Source organism: Aeromicrobium sp. S22 (assembly GCF_009661045.1).
Classification (GTDB): domain Bacteria; phylum Actinomycetota; class Actinomycetes; order Propionibacteriales; family Nocardioidaceae; genus Aeromicrobium; species Aeromicrobium yanjiei.
The window spans coordinates 1012166-1028649 of the sequence record NZ_WJWV01000001.1 but is presented as its reverse complement, the minus strand read 5'-3'; the positions used below and the strand labels follow the sequence as shown (position 1 = coordinate 1028649).

Below are 16484 nucleotides of genomic sequence, written 5' to 3'. Positions count from 1 at the left end.
CTCCGCCCGGTCGGCAACCCTTCCGCGATCCCCGCGTTGCCGATAGTCTGACCATCCGGTGCGTATCACGAAATGAGTTGCCTCATGCGCAACAGATCGACAGCACGAGAACTGCGGCGGCTGCTCGAGAGCTCTCGCTACGAGGTCCTGCCCACCGCGTCGATCGAGGACAAGATCCTCGCGTCGGTCCCCCGGGGCCACACGATGACGATCACCGCGTCCCCGGGCAAGGGCCTCGGCGCGACGTTGGACCTGGCCGAGCGGCTCGCCGGTCACGGATACGTGGCGGTGCCACACCTGGCAGCCCGGATGATCAGCGGACGCGACGAGCTCACCGAGATCGTCGAGCGCCTCCAAGCGGCCGGCATCGACAGCGTCTTCGTGCCGGCGGGCGACGCCGATGCGGTCGGCGACTACTCCGGTTCGCTGGACCTGCTGCACGACCTGACCGCGATGGGCAGCCCGTTCCGCCACGTGGGCGTGACCGGATATCCCGAGTCCCACCCCACCATCGCCGACGACGTCACGGTGCAGGCCATGTGGGACAAGCGCCACCACGCGACGACCCTGGTCAGCAACCTGTGCTTCGATCCCCAGCTCGTACGCACCTGGGTGCAACGGGTGCGCTCCCGCGGTGCCGTCATGCCGCTGCTGATCGGGATGCCGGGTCCGGTCGAGCGCACCAAGCTCCTCTCGATGGCCACCAAGATCGGCGTGAGCGAGTCGACCCGCTTCCTGGCCAAGAACAAGTCCGTCTTCGCGCGGATCGCGATGCCCGGCGGCTTCAGCCCGGAGAAGTTCCTCGAGCGCATCGCCCCGACCACCCAGGAGCCGGCGTCCCACGTCGAGGGCCTCCACCTGTTCACGTTCAACCAGGTCGCCGAGACCGAGGCCTGGCGCCAGGAGCTGCTCGGGCGACTCGCGACCGCCGCGATCGCCTAGACCTGCAGCAACGCCCGCATCGAGCGGTCCAGCCCGCCCAGGCCGACGTCGACCTCGGTCAGTGGGAGACCGATCAGGGACGCGGCATCCACCGCCAGGGCCCGCAGCTCCGTGTCGGGCTCCTGCGCGAGCCACACCACCCGGGTGTAGTGCCCGAAGTAGTCCTCACGCAGCTCGGGGTACCGGTCGAGCCCGAGCTCCTGCACCACGGTCCGCCGGAACGAGCGCACCAGGAAGTCGGTCAGGACGTACGTGCCGGGCTGCTGCTCGAACATCGCGCGCATCCGGTCGGGGCCACCGAGGACGTCGTAGCAGTGCAGTCCGGCCAGACGGCGCACGCCGTGCCGCTCGCACACCGCGTCCAGCTCTCCGTAGGTCCCGCAGTCGGCATAGGCGATCGCCACGGTGGCGTACGCCGGTCGGAGCGTGACGAGAAGCCCCTCGACCTCCGACGCGATCAGGTGAGGGGCGTTGTGGAGCAGCGGCGGCAGTGGGTGGACGTCGACCGGCCAGTCGTGCGACCGGACGATCTCGGCCACGGGCCGGGCGATCGCCCCGCACGCGATCACGGCGGTCCGGCGGGCGTCCGCACCGCTAGGGGAAGGCGAGGAGGTCGACGAACCGGTCGTTGAAGTCCGGTCGGTCCGAGAGCTCGACATATGACACCTCCTTCAGCAGCGCCTCGGCGCCGGCCCGCTCGGCCTTGCTGAGCAGGGTCATCTTGGCGCCCTCGCCCGCCACGTTGCCGGCGCTGACGATGCGCAGGACGGGAAGCCGCGGGACGAGCCCGATCCGGATCGCACTGGCCGGGGAGAGATAGGAGCCGAAAGAGCCCGCGAGGAGGACCTGCTGCACGTCCTGCGCCTCGACGCCCATCTCCTCCAGCAGGAGCGTCCAGCCCGTCGAGATGGCCGCCTTCGCGAACTGCAGCTCACGGACGTCGCGCTGCGAGATGTAGGTGGACTCCGCGACGTCGCCCTCGGCGCCGGCCCAGTGCAGGACGAAGACGCGCTCCTCCCCGATCTGCACGAGCCGTCCGGCGAGCTTGGGCACGAGCTCCCGGGCGGCCTCCTCGCTGATCAGCCGGCCCGATCGGTCGAGCAGACCGATCCGCACGAGCTCGGACACCGCGTCGACGAGACCCGATCCGCACAAGCCCCGGGGCTCGACGTCGCCGATGACCTGCAGCTCGACGTCCTCGGGGGTCAGCGCGACGACCTCGATCGCCCCGTCGGCGGCGCGCATCCCGCAGCGGATCTGCCCGCCCTCGAACGCCGGACCGGCCGGCGCCGCGGTGGACAGCAGGCGCTCACCGTCGCCGAGGACGATCTCGCAGTTGGTGCCGACGTCGATGAACAGGCGCAGGCGCTTGTCGCGGTCCATCCCCGAGGCCAGGGTGCCGGCCACGATGTCGCCCCCGACGTACGCGCCGAGCGAGGGCAGGACGTACGCCGGCGCGGCCGGGTGGATCGCGACCCCGAGGTCTGCGGCCGCGAGGGTCGGGGTGGTCCGCGAGCTGAGGATGAACGGGGCGACGCCGATCGGCTCGGGATCGATGCCGAGCAGCAGGGAGACCATCGTCGCGTTGCCCGCGAGCGCGATCTCGTAGACCTGGCCGGGATCGATGCCCGCCTCGGTGCAGACGTTGTCGGTGAGCTCGGCGAGCGTGTCCTTCGCCAGCTCGGTGAGCCGCGGCAGGACGTCCGGGTCCATCATGGTGGCGCTGATGCGGGTGATCACGTCGCCGCCGAACGGCTGCTGCTTGTTGAGCATCGAGGCGACTGCCACCGGCGTGCCGGTTGTGGTGTCGAGCAGCGTCGCGACGACGGTCGTGGTGCCGAGGTCGAACGCCAGCGCGTGATGGGTCGCCGAGGTGTCGCCCGGCTCCACGTCGATCAGCTGGTCGTCCACGATGACCGCGGTGACCTTCCAGTCGGCCGCGCGGACCACGGTGGGGATGCGCCGCAGCGCGTGCAGGCTGACCGCCGGCTCCAGGTCGTCGATGGCCGCGAGCAGCCGGTCGACGTCGGGGACCTGGTCGGACAGCGTCGGCTCGGACAGCTCGACGTACCGCTTCTGGATCGCGGGGCGCAGGATGACCTGTCGCCCCACCCCGACCGTCGCGGCCTTGGGACGCGTCGTCAGCGGCGGGATCTCGACGGACAGATCGCTGTGGACCGCCGCGAGGCACGCGAGCCGCCAGCCCTCGGCCAGCTGATCGGGCCCGAACGCGCGCTGGTCCATGGGCGACACGGGGATCGAGCCGTCGAGGATCCTGACCTTGCACTTCTTGCACGTGCCGTGGCCACCACACGTGGAGTCGACCGCGATGCCGTTCCAGCTGGCGGCATCGAAGACCGACACCGCGGGCGGGACGCGCACCTCCCGGTCGGCCGGGGTGAAGTGCAGCCGCAGGCGCCCTGTCCCGTCCCACTCGGGATGGGCCGCCTGCTCGGCGTCCTCGTCGACGTGGATCGCCCGGGAGCGACGCGGCGGCTCGCTCATCAGGCGCTCGCGGCCTCCTGGGCCGCCTTCTCCGCAGCCTGGGCCGCCCGGTGCTCGGAGATCCAGGCCATGCCCCACTCGTCGTTGCCCATCACCACGTCGGCGGCGCGGACCGCGCGGACCATGCGAGGGCTGCGGGCGTCCATGATCGCGGAGGTCAGGCCCGACGCGATGGCCATGGGCAGGAACGAGGCCCCGAGGTCGTCACGGCCCGGCATGCCGAACGAGTTGTTGCCCGCGCCGCACGTCGTGTTGAGCCCCCACCGCTCGCGGATCATCGAGACCGTGGTGAAGAACGAGCGGCCCACCTGGGGGTCGGCGCCGATCGGCATCGCCAGCGGGTCGATCACGATGTCCTCGATCGCGATGCCGTACTCGGTGGTCGCGACCCGCACGATCTTCTCGACCAGCGCGATGCGCTTCTCGGGCTCCATCGGGATCTCGTCGTGGTCGTTGGGCAGCGCGATCACGGCCGCGTCGTACTTCTTGACCAGCGGGAGGATCGCGGCCATCCGGTCGTCCTCGGCGGTGATGGAGTTGACCAGCGCGCGTCCCTCGTACGCCTTCAGGCCCACCTCGAGCGCCTCGACGACCGAGGAGTCGATGCAGATCGGCAGGTCACAGGTGCTCTGCACCAGCGTGATCGCCCGGCCCAGCAGATCGGCTTCGTCGGTCAGGGGGACACCCATGTTGACGTCGAGCACCATCGCTCCCCCGGCCACCTGCGCTGCGACGTCCCGCTCGATCGCGGACAGGTCGCCCGCTCGCAGCTGCTCCTGGAAGATGCGCCGCCCCGTCGGGTTGATGCGCTCGCCGATGATGCAGAACTTCTGGTCGTGACCGAGCACGACCTCCTTGCTGGCCGATCGGATGACGGTGTGCACGGGGCGGCTCCTGGCTGTGGGTCGGTGGTCAGACCGCGACGGACGCGCGGCGCTTGGCGATCAGGTCCTTGGCCTTCTTGACCGTGGCGGAGGCGTCCGGCGCATAGGCATCGGCGCCGACTGCATCCGCGTACTCCTGCGTGACCGGGGCGCCGCCGACCATGACGATCACCTGGTCGCGCATGCCCGCCTTCTCGAGGGCGTTGATGTTGGCCTTGAACATCGGCATCGTCGTGGTGAGGAACGCCGACATGCCGACGATGTCGGGCTGGTGCTCGGTGATCGCCTCGATGAACTTCTCGGGCGCGACCTGCACGCCGAGGTCGATGACGTGGAAACCGGCGCCCTCCAGCATGATGTTGACCAGGTTCTTGCCGATGTCGTGCACGTCGCCCTTGACCGTCCCCATGAGGAACGTGCCGACCGTCTCGGCGCCGGTCTCGGCCAGCAGCGGGCGCAGCACGTCGAGCGCCCCGCTCATCGCGCGGCCGGCGATGAGCATCTCCGGGACGAAGAAGTCGCCCCGCTCGAACCGGGCGCCGACTTCCTCCAGGGAGGGGATCAGCGCGTCGAACAGGAGGGTCTCGGGCCCCATCCCCATGTCGATGCCCATGGTGGTGAGCTCAAGCACCCGCGGGGCGTTGCCGACCAGCGTCTCGTCGTACAGCCCTTGCAGCACTTCGTCAGGAGTCATGCCGGGGATACCTTTCGTGCGTGCCGGGCGAGCAGCCCGGTCAGCCGTTGGGACTCGGCCACCAGGAGGTCACCGATGCTCTTGTGGGAGTCCTCGAGGCGGAACGCCGGTCCGGACACCCCGATCGCTGCGACGACCCGCTGGTCGTCTCCTCGCACGGGAGCCGCGACCCCGTCGAGGCCCTGCTCCAGCTCGCCGCGCGTGATCGCGAACCCTCGGCCGCGCACCAGCTCCAGCTCCTCGCGGTACGCGTGGGGATCGGTGATCGTGGCCGGCGACCTGCGCTCCATCTCCCCCCTGGGCATGGGCAGCGCCCCGAAGGCGTGCATGACCTTGCCCAGCGAGGAGCAGTGCGGGGGCACGTCGATCCCCACCCAGTTCATCGCGCCGAGCATGTAGCTGGAGTCCACCTGGGCGACCTGGACGACCGTGCCCGCCCGCGCCACCGCGAGGTTGACCGTCTCCCCCGTCGCGTCCGCGATCCGGTCGAGCGTGGGCTGGGCCGTCGCGACCAGCGCCTCGACGCGGTCGAACCGGCGCGCGTAGTGCTCGAACAACGTCCCGCCGCGGAACGCCCCGTCGGGATCGCGCTCGAGCAGGCCGTTGCGCTCCAGGCTCTGCAGCAGGCGCGACGCGGTCGACCTGGCCAGTCCGGTCTGCTCGACGATCGAGGTGTAGGTGACCGGTTCCTCGGCGCGCACGACGAGCGACAACAGCTCGGCGGCTCGATCGAGGGACTGGGTGCCGTTGCTCATCGCGGTGCGACCTTTCGCCACATTTGTTCCATATTGTGGAACCACAATTCCACAACTTGAGGGTAGGATCCCGAATCGCAGGGGTCAAGCACAACGGTGCAGCGATTTCTCCCGGCCCCGCTCCGTCGTTGGAGGTCCGATGTTCAAGAACACGATGCCGCGCTACGAGATCCTGTCCGAGGACGCGATGGCGTCCCTCGAGACGGCCTGGCGCCGGCTGATGACCGAGGTCGGCGTCGAGTTCATGCACGACGACGCGCTCGAGCTGTTCCGCCAGGCCGGCCAGAAGGTCGTCGACAACACCGTCTTCCTGGACCCCGAGTTCGTGCTCGCCCAGGTCGCCAAGGCGCCACCCGAGTTCGACGTCCAGGCCCGCAACCCCGCCAACAACGTGCACATCGGCGGCGACTTCATGTCGTTCAGCGGTGTCTACGGCCCGCCGTTCGTCCGCGAGGGCGCGGTCCGGCGGGACGCCATGATGGACGACTTCCGCAACTTCACGAAGCTCGCGCAGGGCTACGACGAGCTCGACTCCGCCGGCGGCATCATCTGCGAGCCGTACGACACCCCGCTCGACTCGCGGCACCTCGACATGCTGCTCGCCCTGCAGACCCTGACCGACAAGGTCTACATGGGCAACGTGGTGTCGGGGGTCAATGCGCGCGACACCATCGCGATGGGCGAGATCCTGTTCGGCGGCCGCGAGGCCATCGAGGAGACGCCGGTCTCGATCTCCCTGATCAACTGCAACTCGCCACTGCGCTGGGACGACCGCATGCTGGAGTCCCTGCTGGAGTACGCCCGCGCGGGCCAGCCGGTCGTCCTCACCCCGTTCATCCTCATGGGCGCGATGTCCCCCGTCACGATCCCGGCAGCCCTCGTGCAGCAGATCGTCGAGGCGCTCTCGGGCATCGCTCTGGCCCAGCTGGTGCGGCCGGGCACGCCGGTGATCTTCGGCTCGTTCCTGTCCAACATCGACATGCAGTCGGGATCGCCGTGCTTCGGCACGCCGGAGTCGGGAATCGGCCTGCTCTGCACGGGTCAGATCGCCCGCCGGTTCGGCCTGCCGTTCCGCTCCGGCGGTGGCCTCACCTCGGCGCACCAGGCCGATGCGCAGGCCGGCTACGAGTCGCTCATGACGTTGATGCCCACGTTCCTGGCGGGTGCGAACTGGGTCATGCACTCCGCCGGATGGCTCGAGGGCGGGCTCGTCGCGGGCTACGAGAAGTTCGTGATGGACGTCGAGCTGCTGCAGATGCTGCGGGCCGAGTTCACGCCGCTGGAGATCGACGAGTCGTCGCTCGCCTTCGACGCCCACGTCGAGGTCGGCCACGGCGGGCACTTCCTCGGCGCGATGCACACGATGGAGCGCTTCCGCACCTGCTTCCACCGTCCGTTCCTGTCCAGCTCGGACAACTTCGACAAGTGGACCCGCAACGGATCCCTCGACACCAACGACCGGGCCTCGGTCGTCTATCGCAAGCGCCTCGAGGAGTACGAGCAGCCGCCGCTGGACGAGGGCATCCGCGAGGAGCTCGAGCGGTACGTGATCCGTCGCCGCGCCGAGCTCGGCGACTGAGGATGGCGGCCGAGGAGGGGCGCGCACCGGCGTACCTGCTGACCTTGTCCTGCGGGGACCGGCCGGGACTGGTCTTCGCGGTGTCGTCCTGGCTCATGCAGGTCGGGGGCAACATCGTGGACTCGCAGCAGTTCGACGACCCGCTGGGCAACCAGTTCTTCATGCGGGTGCACTTCGAGGCCGCGGACGTCCCGCTGGAGCAGCTGCGCAGCTCGTTCGCGGGCGTCGGCGACGAGCACGGCATGACGTGGCACCTGTTCTCGGCCGTCGCCCCCTACCGCACGCTGGTGCTGGTCTCCCGGTTCGGCCACTGCCTCAATGACCTGCTGTTCCGCCAGAGCACCGGCGCGCTCAACATCGTGGTGCCCGCGGTCGTGTCCAACCACCGCGACTTCGAGCGCCTCGCGGCTTCGTACGACGTCCCGTTCCACCACGTGCCGGTCACCCCTGACACCCGGGACGAAGCCGAGGCGCGCCTGCTCGAGCTGGTCGACGAGCTGCGGATCGACCTGGTCGTCCTGGCCCGCTACATGCAGGTGCTGTCCGACACCACGTGCCAGCGGCTGCGGGGCCAGGTGATCAACATCCACCACTCCTTCCTGCCCAGCTTCAAGGGCGCCAAGCCCTATCACCAGGCGCACGACCGCGGGGTCAAGCTGATCGGCGCGACCGCGCACTACGTGACTCCCGATCTCGACGAGGGGCCGATCATCGAGCAGGGGGTGACCCGGGTGAACCACCGGATGACGCCCGACGACCTGGTCAGAGCCGGCCGGGACGTGGAGGCGCAGGTGCTGGCGACGGCCGTCCAGTGGCACACCGAGCAGCGCCTGCTGCTCGACGGCTCACGGGTCGTGGTCTTCCCGCGCTGACCCCGGCCGACCCGCTCGTCAGTGTTGCTGATCGTGCAATATGGTCACGGCATGAGCAACGAGGCGACGCGCCCTGCCGGGGCGAAGGCGGTCACCAGCGCCGTCCAGTCCGTCGACCGGGCGCTGGCGATCCTGGAGATCCTGGCCCACGACGGCGAGTCCGGAGTCACCGACATCGCCGCTCAGCTCGAGGTGCACAAGTCCACCGCGTTCCGGCTCATCGCCACCCTCGAGCGCCGCGGCCTGGTCGAGCAGAACGACGACCGCGGCAAGTACCGCCTCGGCGTCGGCATCCTGCGACTGGCCGGCGCCACCACGGCCCGTCTCGACGTGGTCCAGGAGGCCCGGCCGCTCGCGCGGGCGCTGGCCGCCGCGACCCGTGAGACGGTCAACATCGCGGTGCTGTCGGAGGGAGCCGCGCTCTACCTCGACCAGATCGCCGGGGGATCGTCCCTGCAGTCGCACAACTGGGTCGGCCAGCGCATCCCGTTGCACGCGACCGCGAACGGCAAGGCGCTGCTGTCCGGGCTCGACCCCGCCGAGATCGGCGCTGCGGTCAGCACCCCGCTGAGGGCCTACACCGACACGACGGTCACCACGGTCAAGGCCTTGCTCACCGATGTCGCCGCCGTGCGCGAAGCCGGGTACGCGATCGCGATGGACGAGCTCGAGCACGGCCTCACCGCCGTCGCCGCCCCCGTCCGCAATGCACACGGCGACGTGATCGCGTCGCTGTCGGTCTCCGGGCCGACGTTCCGGTTCGACGAGGAGCGACTGTCCGAGACCGTGCGGTCGGTCGTCGAGACCGCCCAGGAGGTCTCGGAAAGACTGGGGTGGCGCGCGCGCGACCGCGGCGGGGTTGCCGAAAACGCTTGACGTGGCGGCCCACTGCCGCCAAGGTTGTTGCGTAGCCCGGCATATGTTGCACGATAAGCAACACGTAGACCCCCTCGTGCACCCCATACCGTTGGGCGCGCGATAGCGAGGAGCCGCGGTGACCGGACTGTTCGTCGATGGGGCGTGGCACGAGGCAGCGTCCCAAAGGACCCGGGAGATCCGCTGCCCCGCGGACGGCAGCCTGGTCGCGACGGTCCCCGAAGGTGGGCCCGAGGACTCCGAGCTGGCGATCGCCGCAGCGCGGCGCGCGTTCGACGGCGGCCCCTGGCCCGCCACCTCGTCATTGGAGCGCGGAGCGCTGCTGCACCGTGTCGCGGACCTGCTCGAGCGGGACAAGGAGACCGTCGCCCGGCTGGAGTCGCTCGACACCGGCAAGCGGGTCGTCGAGTCCCGCTACGACGTCGACGACGTCGTGGGGGTCTTCCGCCACTTCGCGGGGCTCGCCGGCGCCGAGAGCGGTCGGGTGGTCGACGCCGGACGCGCCGACGTGGTCAGCCGCATCGTCCACGAGCCCGTCGGCGTCTGCTCACTCATCTCCCCGTGGAACTACCCGCTGCTGCAGACGGCGTGGAAGGTCGCGCCGGCGCTCGCGGCCGGCAACACGTTCGTGCTCAAGCCGAGCGAGCTGACCCCCTCGACCGCGATCTGGCTGATGCAGGCACTCACGGAGGCCGGGCTGCCCGCGGGAGTCGCGAACCTCGTCCTCGGTGCCGGCCCCGATGTCGGTCCGACGCTGACGTCGCACCCTGACGTCGACCTCGTGTCGTTCACCGGCGGCCTGACGACCGGACGCGGGATCATGGCCTCGGCGGCTCCGACGGTCAAGCGGATCGCTCTGGAGCTCGGCGGCAAGAATCCCAACATCGTCTTCGCCGACGCCGACCGGGAGACTGCGCTCGACCTCGCGCTGACCGCGGTGTTCCTGCACTCGGGCCAGGTCTGCTCCGCGGGCGCCCGACTGCTGGTGCAGGACTCGATCCACGACGAGTTCGTGGCCGAGCTGGTCCGACGGGCCGAACGCATCCGCATCGGCGGGCCGTTCGACGACGACGCCGAGACCGGTCCGCTCATCAGCGCGGCGCACCGCGACAAGATCGAGGCGTACGTCGCGGCAGGACTGGCCGAGGGTGCCGAGCTGCTGACCGGCGGCGCGCGCCCCGAGGGTCCGCAGTACGACGACGGCTTCTACTACCTGCCCACGATCCTCGGTTCGTGCCGCGCGGACATGCAGGTCGTGCGCGAGGAGTCCTTCGGCCCCGTGCTGACCGTCGAGACGTTCGTCGACGAGGACGATGCGGTGGCCACCGCCAACGACAGCATCTACGGCCTGGCAGGCGCGGTGTGGACCAGCAACGCAGGTCGCGCCGAGCGGGTGGCCGGTCGCCTTCGCATGGGCACGGTGTGGATCAACGACTACCACCCGTACGTCCCCCAGGCCGAGTGGGGCGGCTACAAGCAGTCGGGCTTCGGACGCGAGCTCGGCCTGGCCGGACTCGAGGAGTACCGCGAGACCAAGCACATCTGGCACAACATCGACCCCGCCCCCCAGGCCTGGTTCGACGGCAAGGGGCCCTCATGAAGCGCGAGCGCTACGACATCGTCATCGTGGGCGGCGGCTCCGCGGGCTCCGCACTGGGCAACCGCCTGAGCGCGGACCCGTCGACCACCGTGCTGGTGCTGGAGGCCGGCCGCAGCGACAGCCGGCTCGACCCGTTCATCCACATGCCGGCCGCCCTGCCCTATCCGATCGGCAACCGTCTGTACGACTGGAAGTACGAGTCCGAGCCAGAGCCGTTCATGGCCGGCCGCCGGGTCTTCCACGCTCGCGGCAAGATCCTCGGCGGCTCGAGCAGCATCAACGGGATGATCTTCCAGCGCGGCAACCCCCTGGACTACGAGCGGTGGGCCGCCGATCCGGGCATGGAGTCATGGAGCTATGCGAGCTGCCTGCCGTACTTCAAGCGCATGGAGACCTGCCTGGCCGGGGCCGACGACTGGCGCGGCGGCTCCGGTCCCTTGATCCTCGAGCGCGGGCCCGGCACCAACCCGCTCTTCGGGGCCTTCCTCCGGGCGACCGAGGAAGCCGGGTACCCGCCGACCGACGACGTCAACGGCTACCGGCAGGAGGGGTTCGCCCGGTTCGACCGCAACGTGCACCGGGGACGCCGGCTGAGCGCGGCCCGCGCGTACCTGCATCCGGTCAAGCACCGGCCCAACCTGCGGATCGAGACCCTCGCCCACGTCACCGGCCTGCGGATGGAGGGGACCCGGGTCGTGGGGGTCGACTACCTGCGCGGCGGACGGCTGCGGCGCAGCATCACTGCGGGAGAGGTCATCCTGTGCGGGGGCGCGATCAACTCCCCCCAGGTCCTGCAGCTGGCGGGCATCGGCAACGCCGACGAGCTCAGTGCCCTCGGCATCGATCCGGTGGTGGACCTGCCGGGCGTCGGGGAGAACCTGCAGGACCATCTCGAGGTCTACATCCAGTACGCCAGCACGCAGCCGGTCTCGATCGGTCCGTGGCTCAAGCACCGGCACAAGCCGCGCATCGGCGCCGAGTGGCTGTTCCTGCGCCGGGGGGTCGGCGCGACCAACCACTTCGAGGCCGGCGGCTTCGTGCGCAGCAACGATCTCGTGGACTACCCCAACCTGATGTTCCACTTCCTGCCGATCGCGATCCGCTACGACGGATCGCAGCCGGCCGCCGAGCACGGCTACCAGGTGCACATCGGCCCGATGTACAGCGACGTGCGCGGATCGGTCAAGATCACCTCCACCGATCCGCTGAGGCATCCCGCACTCCGCTTCAACTACCTGTCGACCGAGACCGACCGGCGCGAGTGGATCGAGATGGTCCGCATCGCGCGGCGCATCCTCAACCAGCCGGCGTTCGACCCGTTCAACGGCGGGGAGATCTCACCGGGGCCCGAGGTGGAGACCGATCAGGAGATCCTCGACTGGGTCGCCAAGGACGCCGAGACCGCCCTGCACCCGTCGTGCACCGCGCGCATGGGCACCGACGAGATGAGCGTGATCGACCCCCTCACCATGCGGGTGCACGGGGTCGAGGGCCTGCGCGTCGTCGACGCCTCCTCGATGCCATACGTCACCAACGGCAACATCTACGCGCCGGTCATGATGCTCGCCGAGAAGGCCGCCGACCTGATCCTCGGCAACACGCCCCTGCCGCCCGAGACCGATGTGCCGTTCTATCGGTTCCGCGACGGCTCGCCCCTCCACCCGCCGGGCGATCCGCGCAACGCGGTCCCCTCGAAGCAGGAGAAATCATGACCGATCCCGCAGTCAAGGTGGAGAACCTCTGGAAGGTCTTCGGACCCCGGGCCGCACGGATCCCCGGCAGCCCCGAAGGTGACCTGTCCCGCGAGGAGCTGCGCAGCAGGACCGGCTGCGTCGCAGCTGTCAAGGACGTCAGCTTCGAGGTGCAGCAGGGCGAGGTGTTCGTCGTCATGGGACTCTCGGGCTCGGGCAAGTCAACCCTCGTGCGCTGTCTGACCCGGCTGATCGAGCCCACCGACGGGGAGGTCATGATCAACGGCACCGACGTGCTGACGATGTCGGAGTCGGCGCTGCGCGAGCTGCGGCGCAAGCACGTCGCGATGGTGTTCCAGCACTTCGGCCTGCTCCCCCACCGCCGTGTCCTCGACAACGTCGCGTACGGCCTGGAGGTCCGCGGCGTCGGCCGCAAGGAGCGTCACGCGAAGGCCCGGGAAGTGCTCGACCTCGTCGGCTTGTCGGGCAACGCCTCGTCGTACCCCGACCAGCTCTCCGGCGGCATGCAGCAGCGCGTGGGCCTCGGCCGGGCGCTCGCGGTCGACCCGTCGCTGCTGCTGTTCGACGAGCCGTTCTCGGCCCTCGACCCGCTGATCCGCCGCGACATGCAGAACGAGGTCATCCGGCTGCACCACGAGGTCAAGAAGACGATGGTCTTCATCACCCACGACCTCTCCGAGGCGCTCAAGCTCGGTGACCGCATCCTCATCATGCGCGACGGCGAGGTCGTGCAGGTCGGCACTCCCGACGAGGTCGTCGGTGCGCCTGCGGACGACTACGTGCGCGACTTCGTCAGCGAGGTCCCCAAGTCGCACGTCCTGACGCTCAAGTGGGTGATGCGGCCGCCCCTCGACGGGGAGGCCCTCGACGGACCCGAGCTGGCCCCGGACGTCGTCGTCCAGACCGCCGCCCGCCAGGTGCTCGCCTCCGACAAGCCCATCAAGGTCGTCGAGAACGACCGGCTCCTGGGCGTCGTGACCGACGAGGACATCTTGCGGGTCATCGTCGCGGAAGAAAAAGGCGCGGCGTGAGCACCGCGACGCTGGCACCCGAGGAACCGGAGGTCCGGACGCCGCCGCCGGCGCCCGAGGGCCGGCGGCCCAACCGGGCCGTGATCGTCGCGGGGATCCTCATCGTCTTCGCCGTCGTCGCGACGCTCCTCAACGGCAAGGACACCCGGCCGCTCGCGCGCTCGGACCTCACGGGCTTCCAGGACTGGCTCGGCGAGCTCAGCGACAAGCTCGAGTCCGCCCGCGACTCCAGCGCGATCCTGCAGGGACTGGGCCACATCAGCGACGCCCTCGACTCGGTGGCACAGTTCCTGGCCGAGCTGGTCAGCGAGCCGGCGTTCCCGCGCCCCGTGCCCGAGATCGGCTGGCTCGGGGTCATCGCGGTCGCGGTCTGGATCGCCCTGGCCGTCGCCGGCTGGCGGATGGCCGTCCTGACCGGTGTCAGCTTCGCTGCGTTCGGCCTGTTCGGTTTCTGGACCGAGAGCATGGAGACCCTGATCGTCACGTTCATGTCGGTCGCGATCTGCCTCGTCATCGGCATCCCGGTCGGCATCTGGATGGGCCGCAGCAGACGGGCCACGAGCGTCCTGACGCCCATCCTCGACGGCCTCCAGACGCTCCCCTCGTTCGTCTACCTGCTGCCGATCACCCTGTTCTTCAGCATCGGCGTCGCCGCGGCCGTGATCGTGACCCTCATCTACGCCCTGCCGCCGGTCATCCGCATCAGCGCCCACGGGATCCGCAGCGTCTCGCAGGAGACGATCGAGGCGATGCAGTCGCTCGGCACCAGCAGGTCGCAGATGCTGCGCAAGGTGCAGCTGCCGATGGCGAAGCGCACGATCATCGTCGGCGTCAACCAGACGATCATGGCGGCCCTGTCGATGGCGACCATCGCCGCGTTCATCGACGGACCCGGCCTCGGCAAGCCCGTCATCAAGGCCCTGGAGTCGCTCGACGTCGGCCGTGCCGCGACGGCGGGGCTCTGCATCGTGATCATGGCGATCATGCTCGACCGCGTCACCACCGCGGCGAGCATCCGCAGCGAGGCGATCCCGACCCCTCACGGGCGCCGCAACCGCTGGATCGGCCTCGCCGCGAGCGGCGTCGCGGCGATCGTGTGCGTCGTGCTCTCGCGCCAGTACCTCGACCTCGCCGAGTTCCCCGACAAGCCTGATCTCGGCCGCCCGTTCGCGGAGGGTGCCGACTCGGTCTCGGTCTGGCTCTCCGACAACGCCGCGGCCGTCACGGGGGCGATCAAGGACGCCATCACGTACGGGCTGCTCAACCCGCTGCAGGAGCTCATCGCCCAGTCACCGTGGTGGCTCGTCGCGATCGTGCTGATCGGGCTGTCCTACGTGATCGGCGGGCTGCGCTCGCTCATCACCACGATCGTGTGCATCGGCGTGATCCTCGGCGTCGGCCTCTGGCAGGACAGCATGGTCACGCTGACGATGACCCTGGTGGCCACGATCCTCACGATGATCCTCGCCCTGGTCCTCGGCGTGTGGATGGCGCAGAGCCGACGCGTCGACCTCGTGCTGCGGCCGGTCCTGGACGCCGCCCAGGTGGTGCCGCCGTTCGTCTACCTCGTGCCGGCCCTCGCCCTGTTCGACCCCACGCGCTTCACCGCGATCGTGGCCGGCATCGTCTACGCGTCCCCGGTCGCGATCAAGCTGGTCTGCGACGCGATTCGCGACGTCTCACCGACCGTCATCGAGGCCGCCGAGTCGGCCGGCTCGAGCCGCTGGCAGATCATCACGAAGGTCCAGCTGCCCATGGCGCGCAAGGGCATCCAGCTCGCCGCCAACCAGGGAATGCTCTACGTCTTCGCGATGGTCGTGATCGGCGGCCTCGTCGGCGCCGGGGCGCTCGGCTATCTCGTGTACGCCGGGTTCACCCAGGCCGAGCTGTTCGGCAAGGGGCTCGCCGCGGGCATCGCCATCGTCGCCCTCGCGATCATGCTCGACCGGATGGCACAAGGAACGTCGGCCCGCCGGGCGCGGACGGGCACATGAAGTTTCCTCCGATCCTCGGCCCCGGGGACCTGAGCGACACCAGATGAAGGAGCACAGATGAGAACAACGACACGACGGGTGCGTCTGGCCGGAGTCATCGCCGCCAGCGCCCTGCTGACCCTGTCTGCGTGTGGCGGCGGAGACATCGAGGAGGACGACACCGGGTCCTCGGGCGGCAAGAAGTGCGACCAGACCGTCAACATGGCCGTCAACCCGTGGGTGGGCTACGAGGCCTCCGCGCACGTGGTCGGCAAGGTCATCGAGAACGAGCTGGGGTGCAAGGTCGAGTACAAGGACCTCAAGGAGGAGGTCGCCTGGCAGGGCTTCGGCAAGGGCACGGTCGACGTCGTGATCGAGGACTGGGGGCACCCGGCTCTGGAGAAGAAGTACATCGAGGGCGACAAGTCCGCGATCGACGCCGGCCCGAACGGCAACGTGGGCCAGATCGGCTGGTACGTCCCGCCGTGGATGGTCGAGAAGTATCCCGACATCACGGACTGGAAGAACCTCAACAAGTACGCGAGCGAGTTCAAGACCTCCGAGTCCGGCGACAAGGGTCAGATGCTCGACGGCGACCCGTCGTTCGTCACGAACGACGAGGCGCTCGTCAAGAACCTGAAGCTGGACTTCAAGGTCGTGTACGCCGGCAGCGAGGCCGCGTTGATCACGGCCTTCCGTCAGGCCGAGAAGCAGAAGAAGCCGCTCCTGGGCTACTTCTACGCTCCGCAGTGGTTCCTGTCGGAGGTGGACCTGCAGAAGGTCAACCTGCCGGAGTGGACCGAGGGCTGCGATGCGGACGCCGCGAAGGTCGCGTGCGACTACCCCGAGACGGACCTGAAGAAGATCGTGGCGACGAAGTTCTCCGAGTCCGGCAGCCCGGCGTACGACGTGGTCAAGAACTTCACCTGGACCAATGACGACCAGAACCTGGTCGCCAAGTACATCGCCGAGGACAAGATGGACCCCGACGACGCGGCCCAGAAGTGGATCGACGCCAACCCCGACACGGTCAAGACCTGGCTCGGCTGAGGCCACCCCGC

Annotated in this window: 14 protein-coding genes; 9 read left to right on the top strand and 5 right to left on the bottom strand. The window is 69.5% G+C overall.

What is annotated here, in order from left to right; translation table 11 throughout:
• Window positions 1-84 precede the first annotated feature (84 nt).
• Window positions 85-942 (top strand): methylenetetrahydrofolate reductase, encoded by an 858-nt coding sequence (locus tag GEV27_RS05055; protein ID WP_153933608.1) that lies wholly within the window; start codon window positions 85-87, stop codon window positions 940-942.
• Here GEV27_RS05055 and GEV27_RS05050 read toward each other — a convergent pair.
• From GEV27_RS05050 to GEV27_RS05030, 5 genes are read right to left on the bottom strand one after another with little or no spacing between them, the layout of a single operon-like run.
• Window positions 939-1481, bottom strand: a complete 543-nt coding sequence (locus GEV27_RS05050; RefSeq protein WP_309222039.1) for a DUF1638 domain-containing protein — start codon at window positions 1479-1481, stop codon at window positions 939-941. The genes GEV27_RS05055 and GEV27_RS05050 overlap by 4 nt on opposite strands.
• A 55-nt stretch (window positions 1482-1536) precedes the next feature.
• Window positions 1537-3447: an ASKHA domain-containing protein gene (locus tag GEV27_RS05045; RefSeq protein ID WP_153933606.1), complete on the bottom strand. Its 1911-nt coding sequence runs from the start codon at window positions 3445-3447 to the stop codon at window positions 1537-1539.
• Window positions 3447-4331 carry a dihydropteroate synthase gene (locus GEV27_RS05040; RefSeq protein ID WP_309222038.1) on the bottom strand — a complete coding sequence of 295 codons (885 nt, stop codon included), beginning with the start codon at window positions 4329-4331 and terminating at the stop codon, window positions 3447-3449. The genes GEV27_RS05045 and GEV27_RS05040 overlap by 1 nt, the downstream gene beginning before the upstream one ends.
• Before the next feature lie 28 nt (window positions 4332-4359).
• A complete protein-coding gene (locus GEV27_RS05035; RefSeq protein WP_153653850.1) occupies window positions 4360-5025 on the bottom strand; it encodes a corrinoid protein in 666 nt (221 codons plus the stop codon).
• The gene (locus tag GEV27_RS05030; protein WP_153653852.1) at window positions 5022-5780 is read right to left on the bottom strand and encodes an IclR family transcriptional regulator; all 759 of its coding nucleotides are present in this window, start codon (window positions 5778-5780) and stop codon (window positions 5022-5024) included. The genes GEV27_RS05035 and GEV27_RS05030 overlap by 4 nt, the downstream gene beginning before the upstream one ends.
• Between GEV27_RS05030 and GEV27_RS05025 the strand changes: the two genes are divergently transcribed.
• The 8 genes from GEV27_RS05025 (at window position 5704) to GEV27_RS04990 (ending at window position 16473) form a co-directional block, all read left to right on the top strand.
• Window positions 5704-7359 carry a trimethylamine methyltransferase family protein gene (locus GEV27_RS05025; RefSeq protein ID WP_309222037.1) on the top strand — a complete coding sequence of 552 codons (1656 nt, stop codon included), beginning with the start codon at window positions 5704-5706 and terminating at the stop codon, window positions 7357-7359. The two genes, GEV27_RS05030 and GEV27_RS05025, sit on opposite strands and share 77 nt — an antisense overlap.
• 2 nt (window positions 7360-7361) lie before the next feature.
• Window positions 7362-8231, top strand: a complete 870-nt coding sequence (gene purU / locus GEV27_RS05020; RefSeq protein ID WP_153933605.1) for a formyltetrahydrofolate deformylase — start codon at window positions 7362-7364, stop codon at window positions 8229-8231.
• A 51-nt stretch (window positions 8232-8282) separates the two neighbouring features.
• Window positions 8283-9107 (top strand): IclR family transcriptional regulator, encoded by an 825-nt coding sequence (locus tag GEV27_RS05015; RefSeq protein WP_153653856.1) that lies wholly within the window; start codon window positions 8283-8285, stop codon window positions 9105-9107.
• Window positions 9108-9225: 118 nt separating this feature from the next.
• Window positions 9226-10707 carry an aldehyde dehydrogenase family protein gene (locus tag GEV27_RS05010; RefSeq protein ID WP_309222036.1) on the top strand — a complete coding sequence of 494 codons (1482 nt, stop codon included), beginning with the start codon at window positions 9226-9228 and terminating at the stop codon, window positions 10705-10707.
• Window positions 10704-12419 (top strand): choline dehydrogenase, encoded by a 1716-nt coding sequence (gene betA / locus GEV27_RS05005; protein ID WP_153933604.1) that lies wholly within the window; start codon window positions 10704-10706, stop codon window positions 12417-12419. The genes GEV27_RS05010 and betA overlap by 4 nt, the downstream gene beginning before the upstream one ends.
• Complete coding sequence (locus GEV27_RS05000; RefSeq protein ID WP_153653861.1) at window positions 12416-13450, top strand: glycine betaine/L-proline ABC transporter ATP-binding protein; 1035 nt, start codon at window positions 12416-12418, stop codon at window positions 13448-13450. Before betA ends, GEV27_RS05000 begins: the two co-directional genes overlap by 4 nt.
• Complete coding sequence (locus tag GEV27_RS04995; RefSeq protein ID WP_153653863.1) at window positions 13447-15444, top strand: proline/glycine betaine ABC transporter permease; 1998 nt, start codon at window positions 13447-13449, stop codon at window positions 15442-15444. Before GEV27_RS05000 ends, GEV27_RS04995 begins: the two co-directional genes overlap by 4 nt.
• A gap of 57 nt (window positions 15445-15501) precedes the next feature.
• Entirely contained in the window at window positions 15502-16473 is a 972-nt protein-coding gene (locus tag GEV27_RS04990) for an ABC transporter substrate-binding protein (RefSeq protein ID WP_153653864.1), read from the top strand.
• The last annotated feature ends 11 nt before the right edge of the window (window positions 16474-16484 follow it).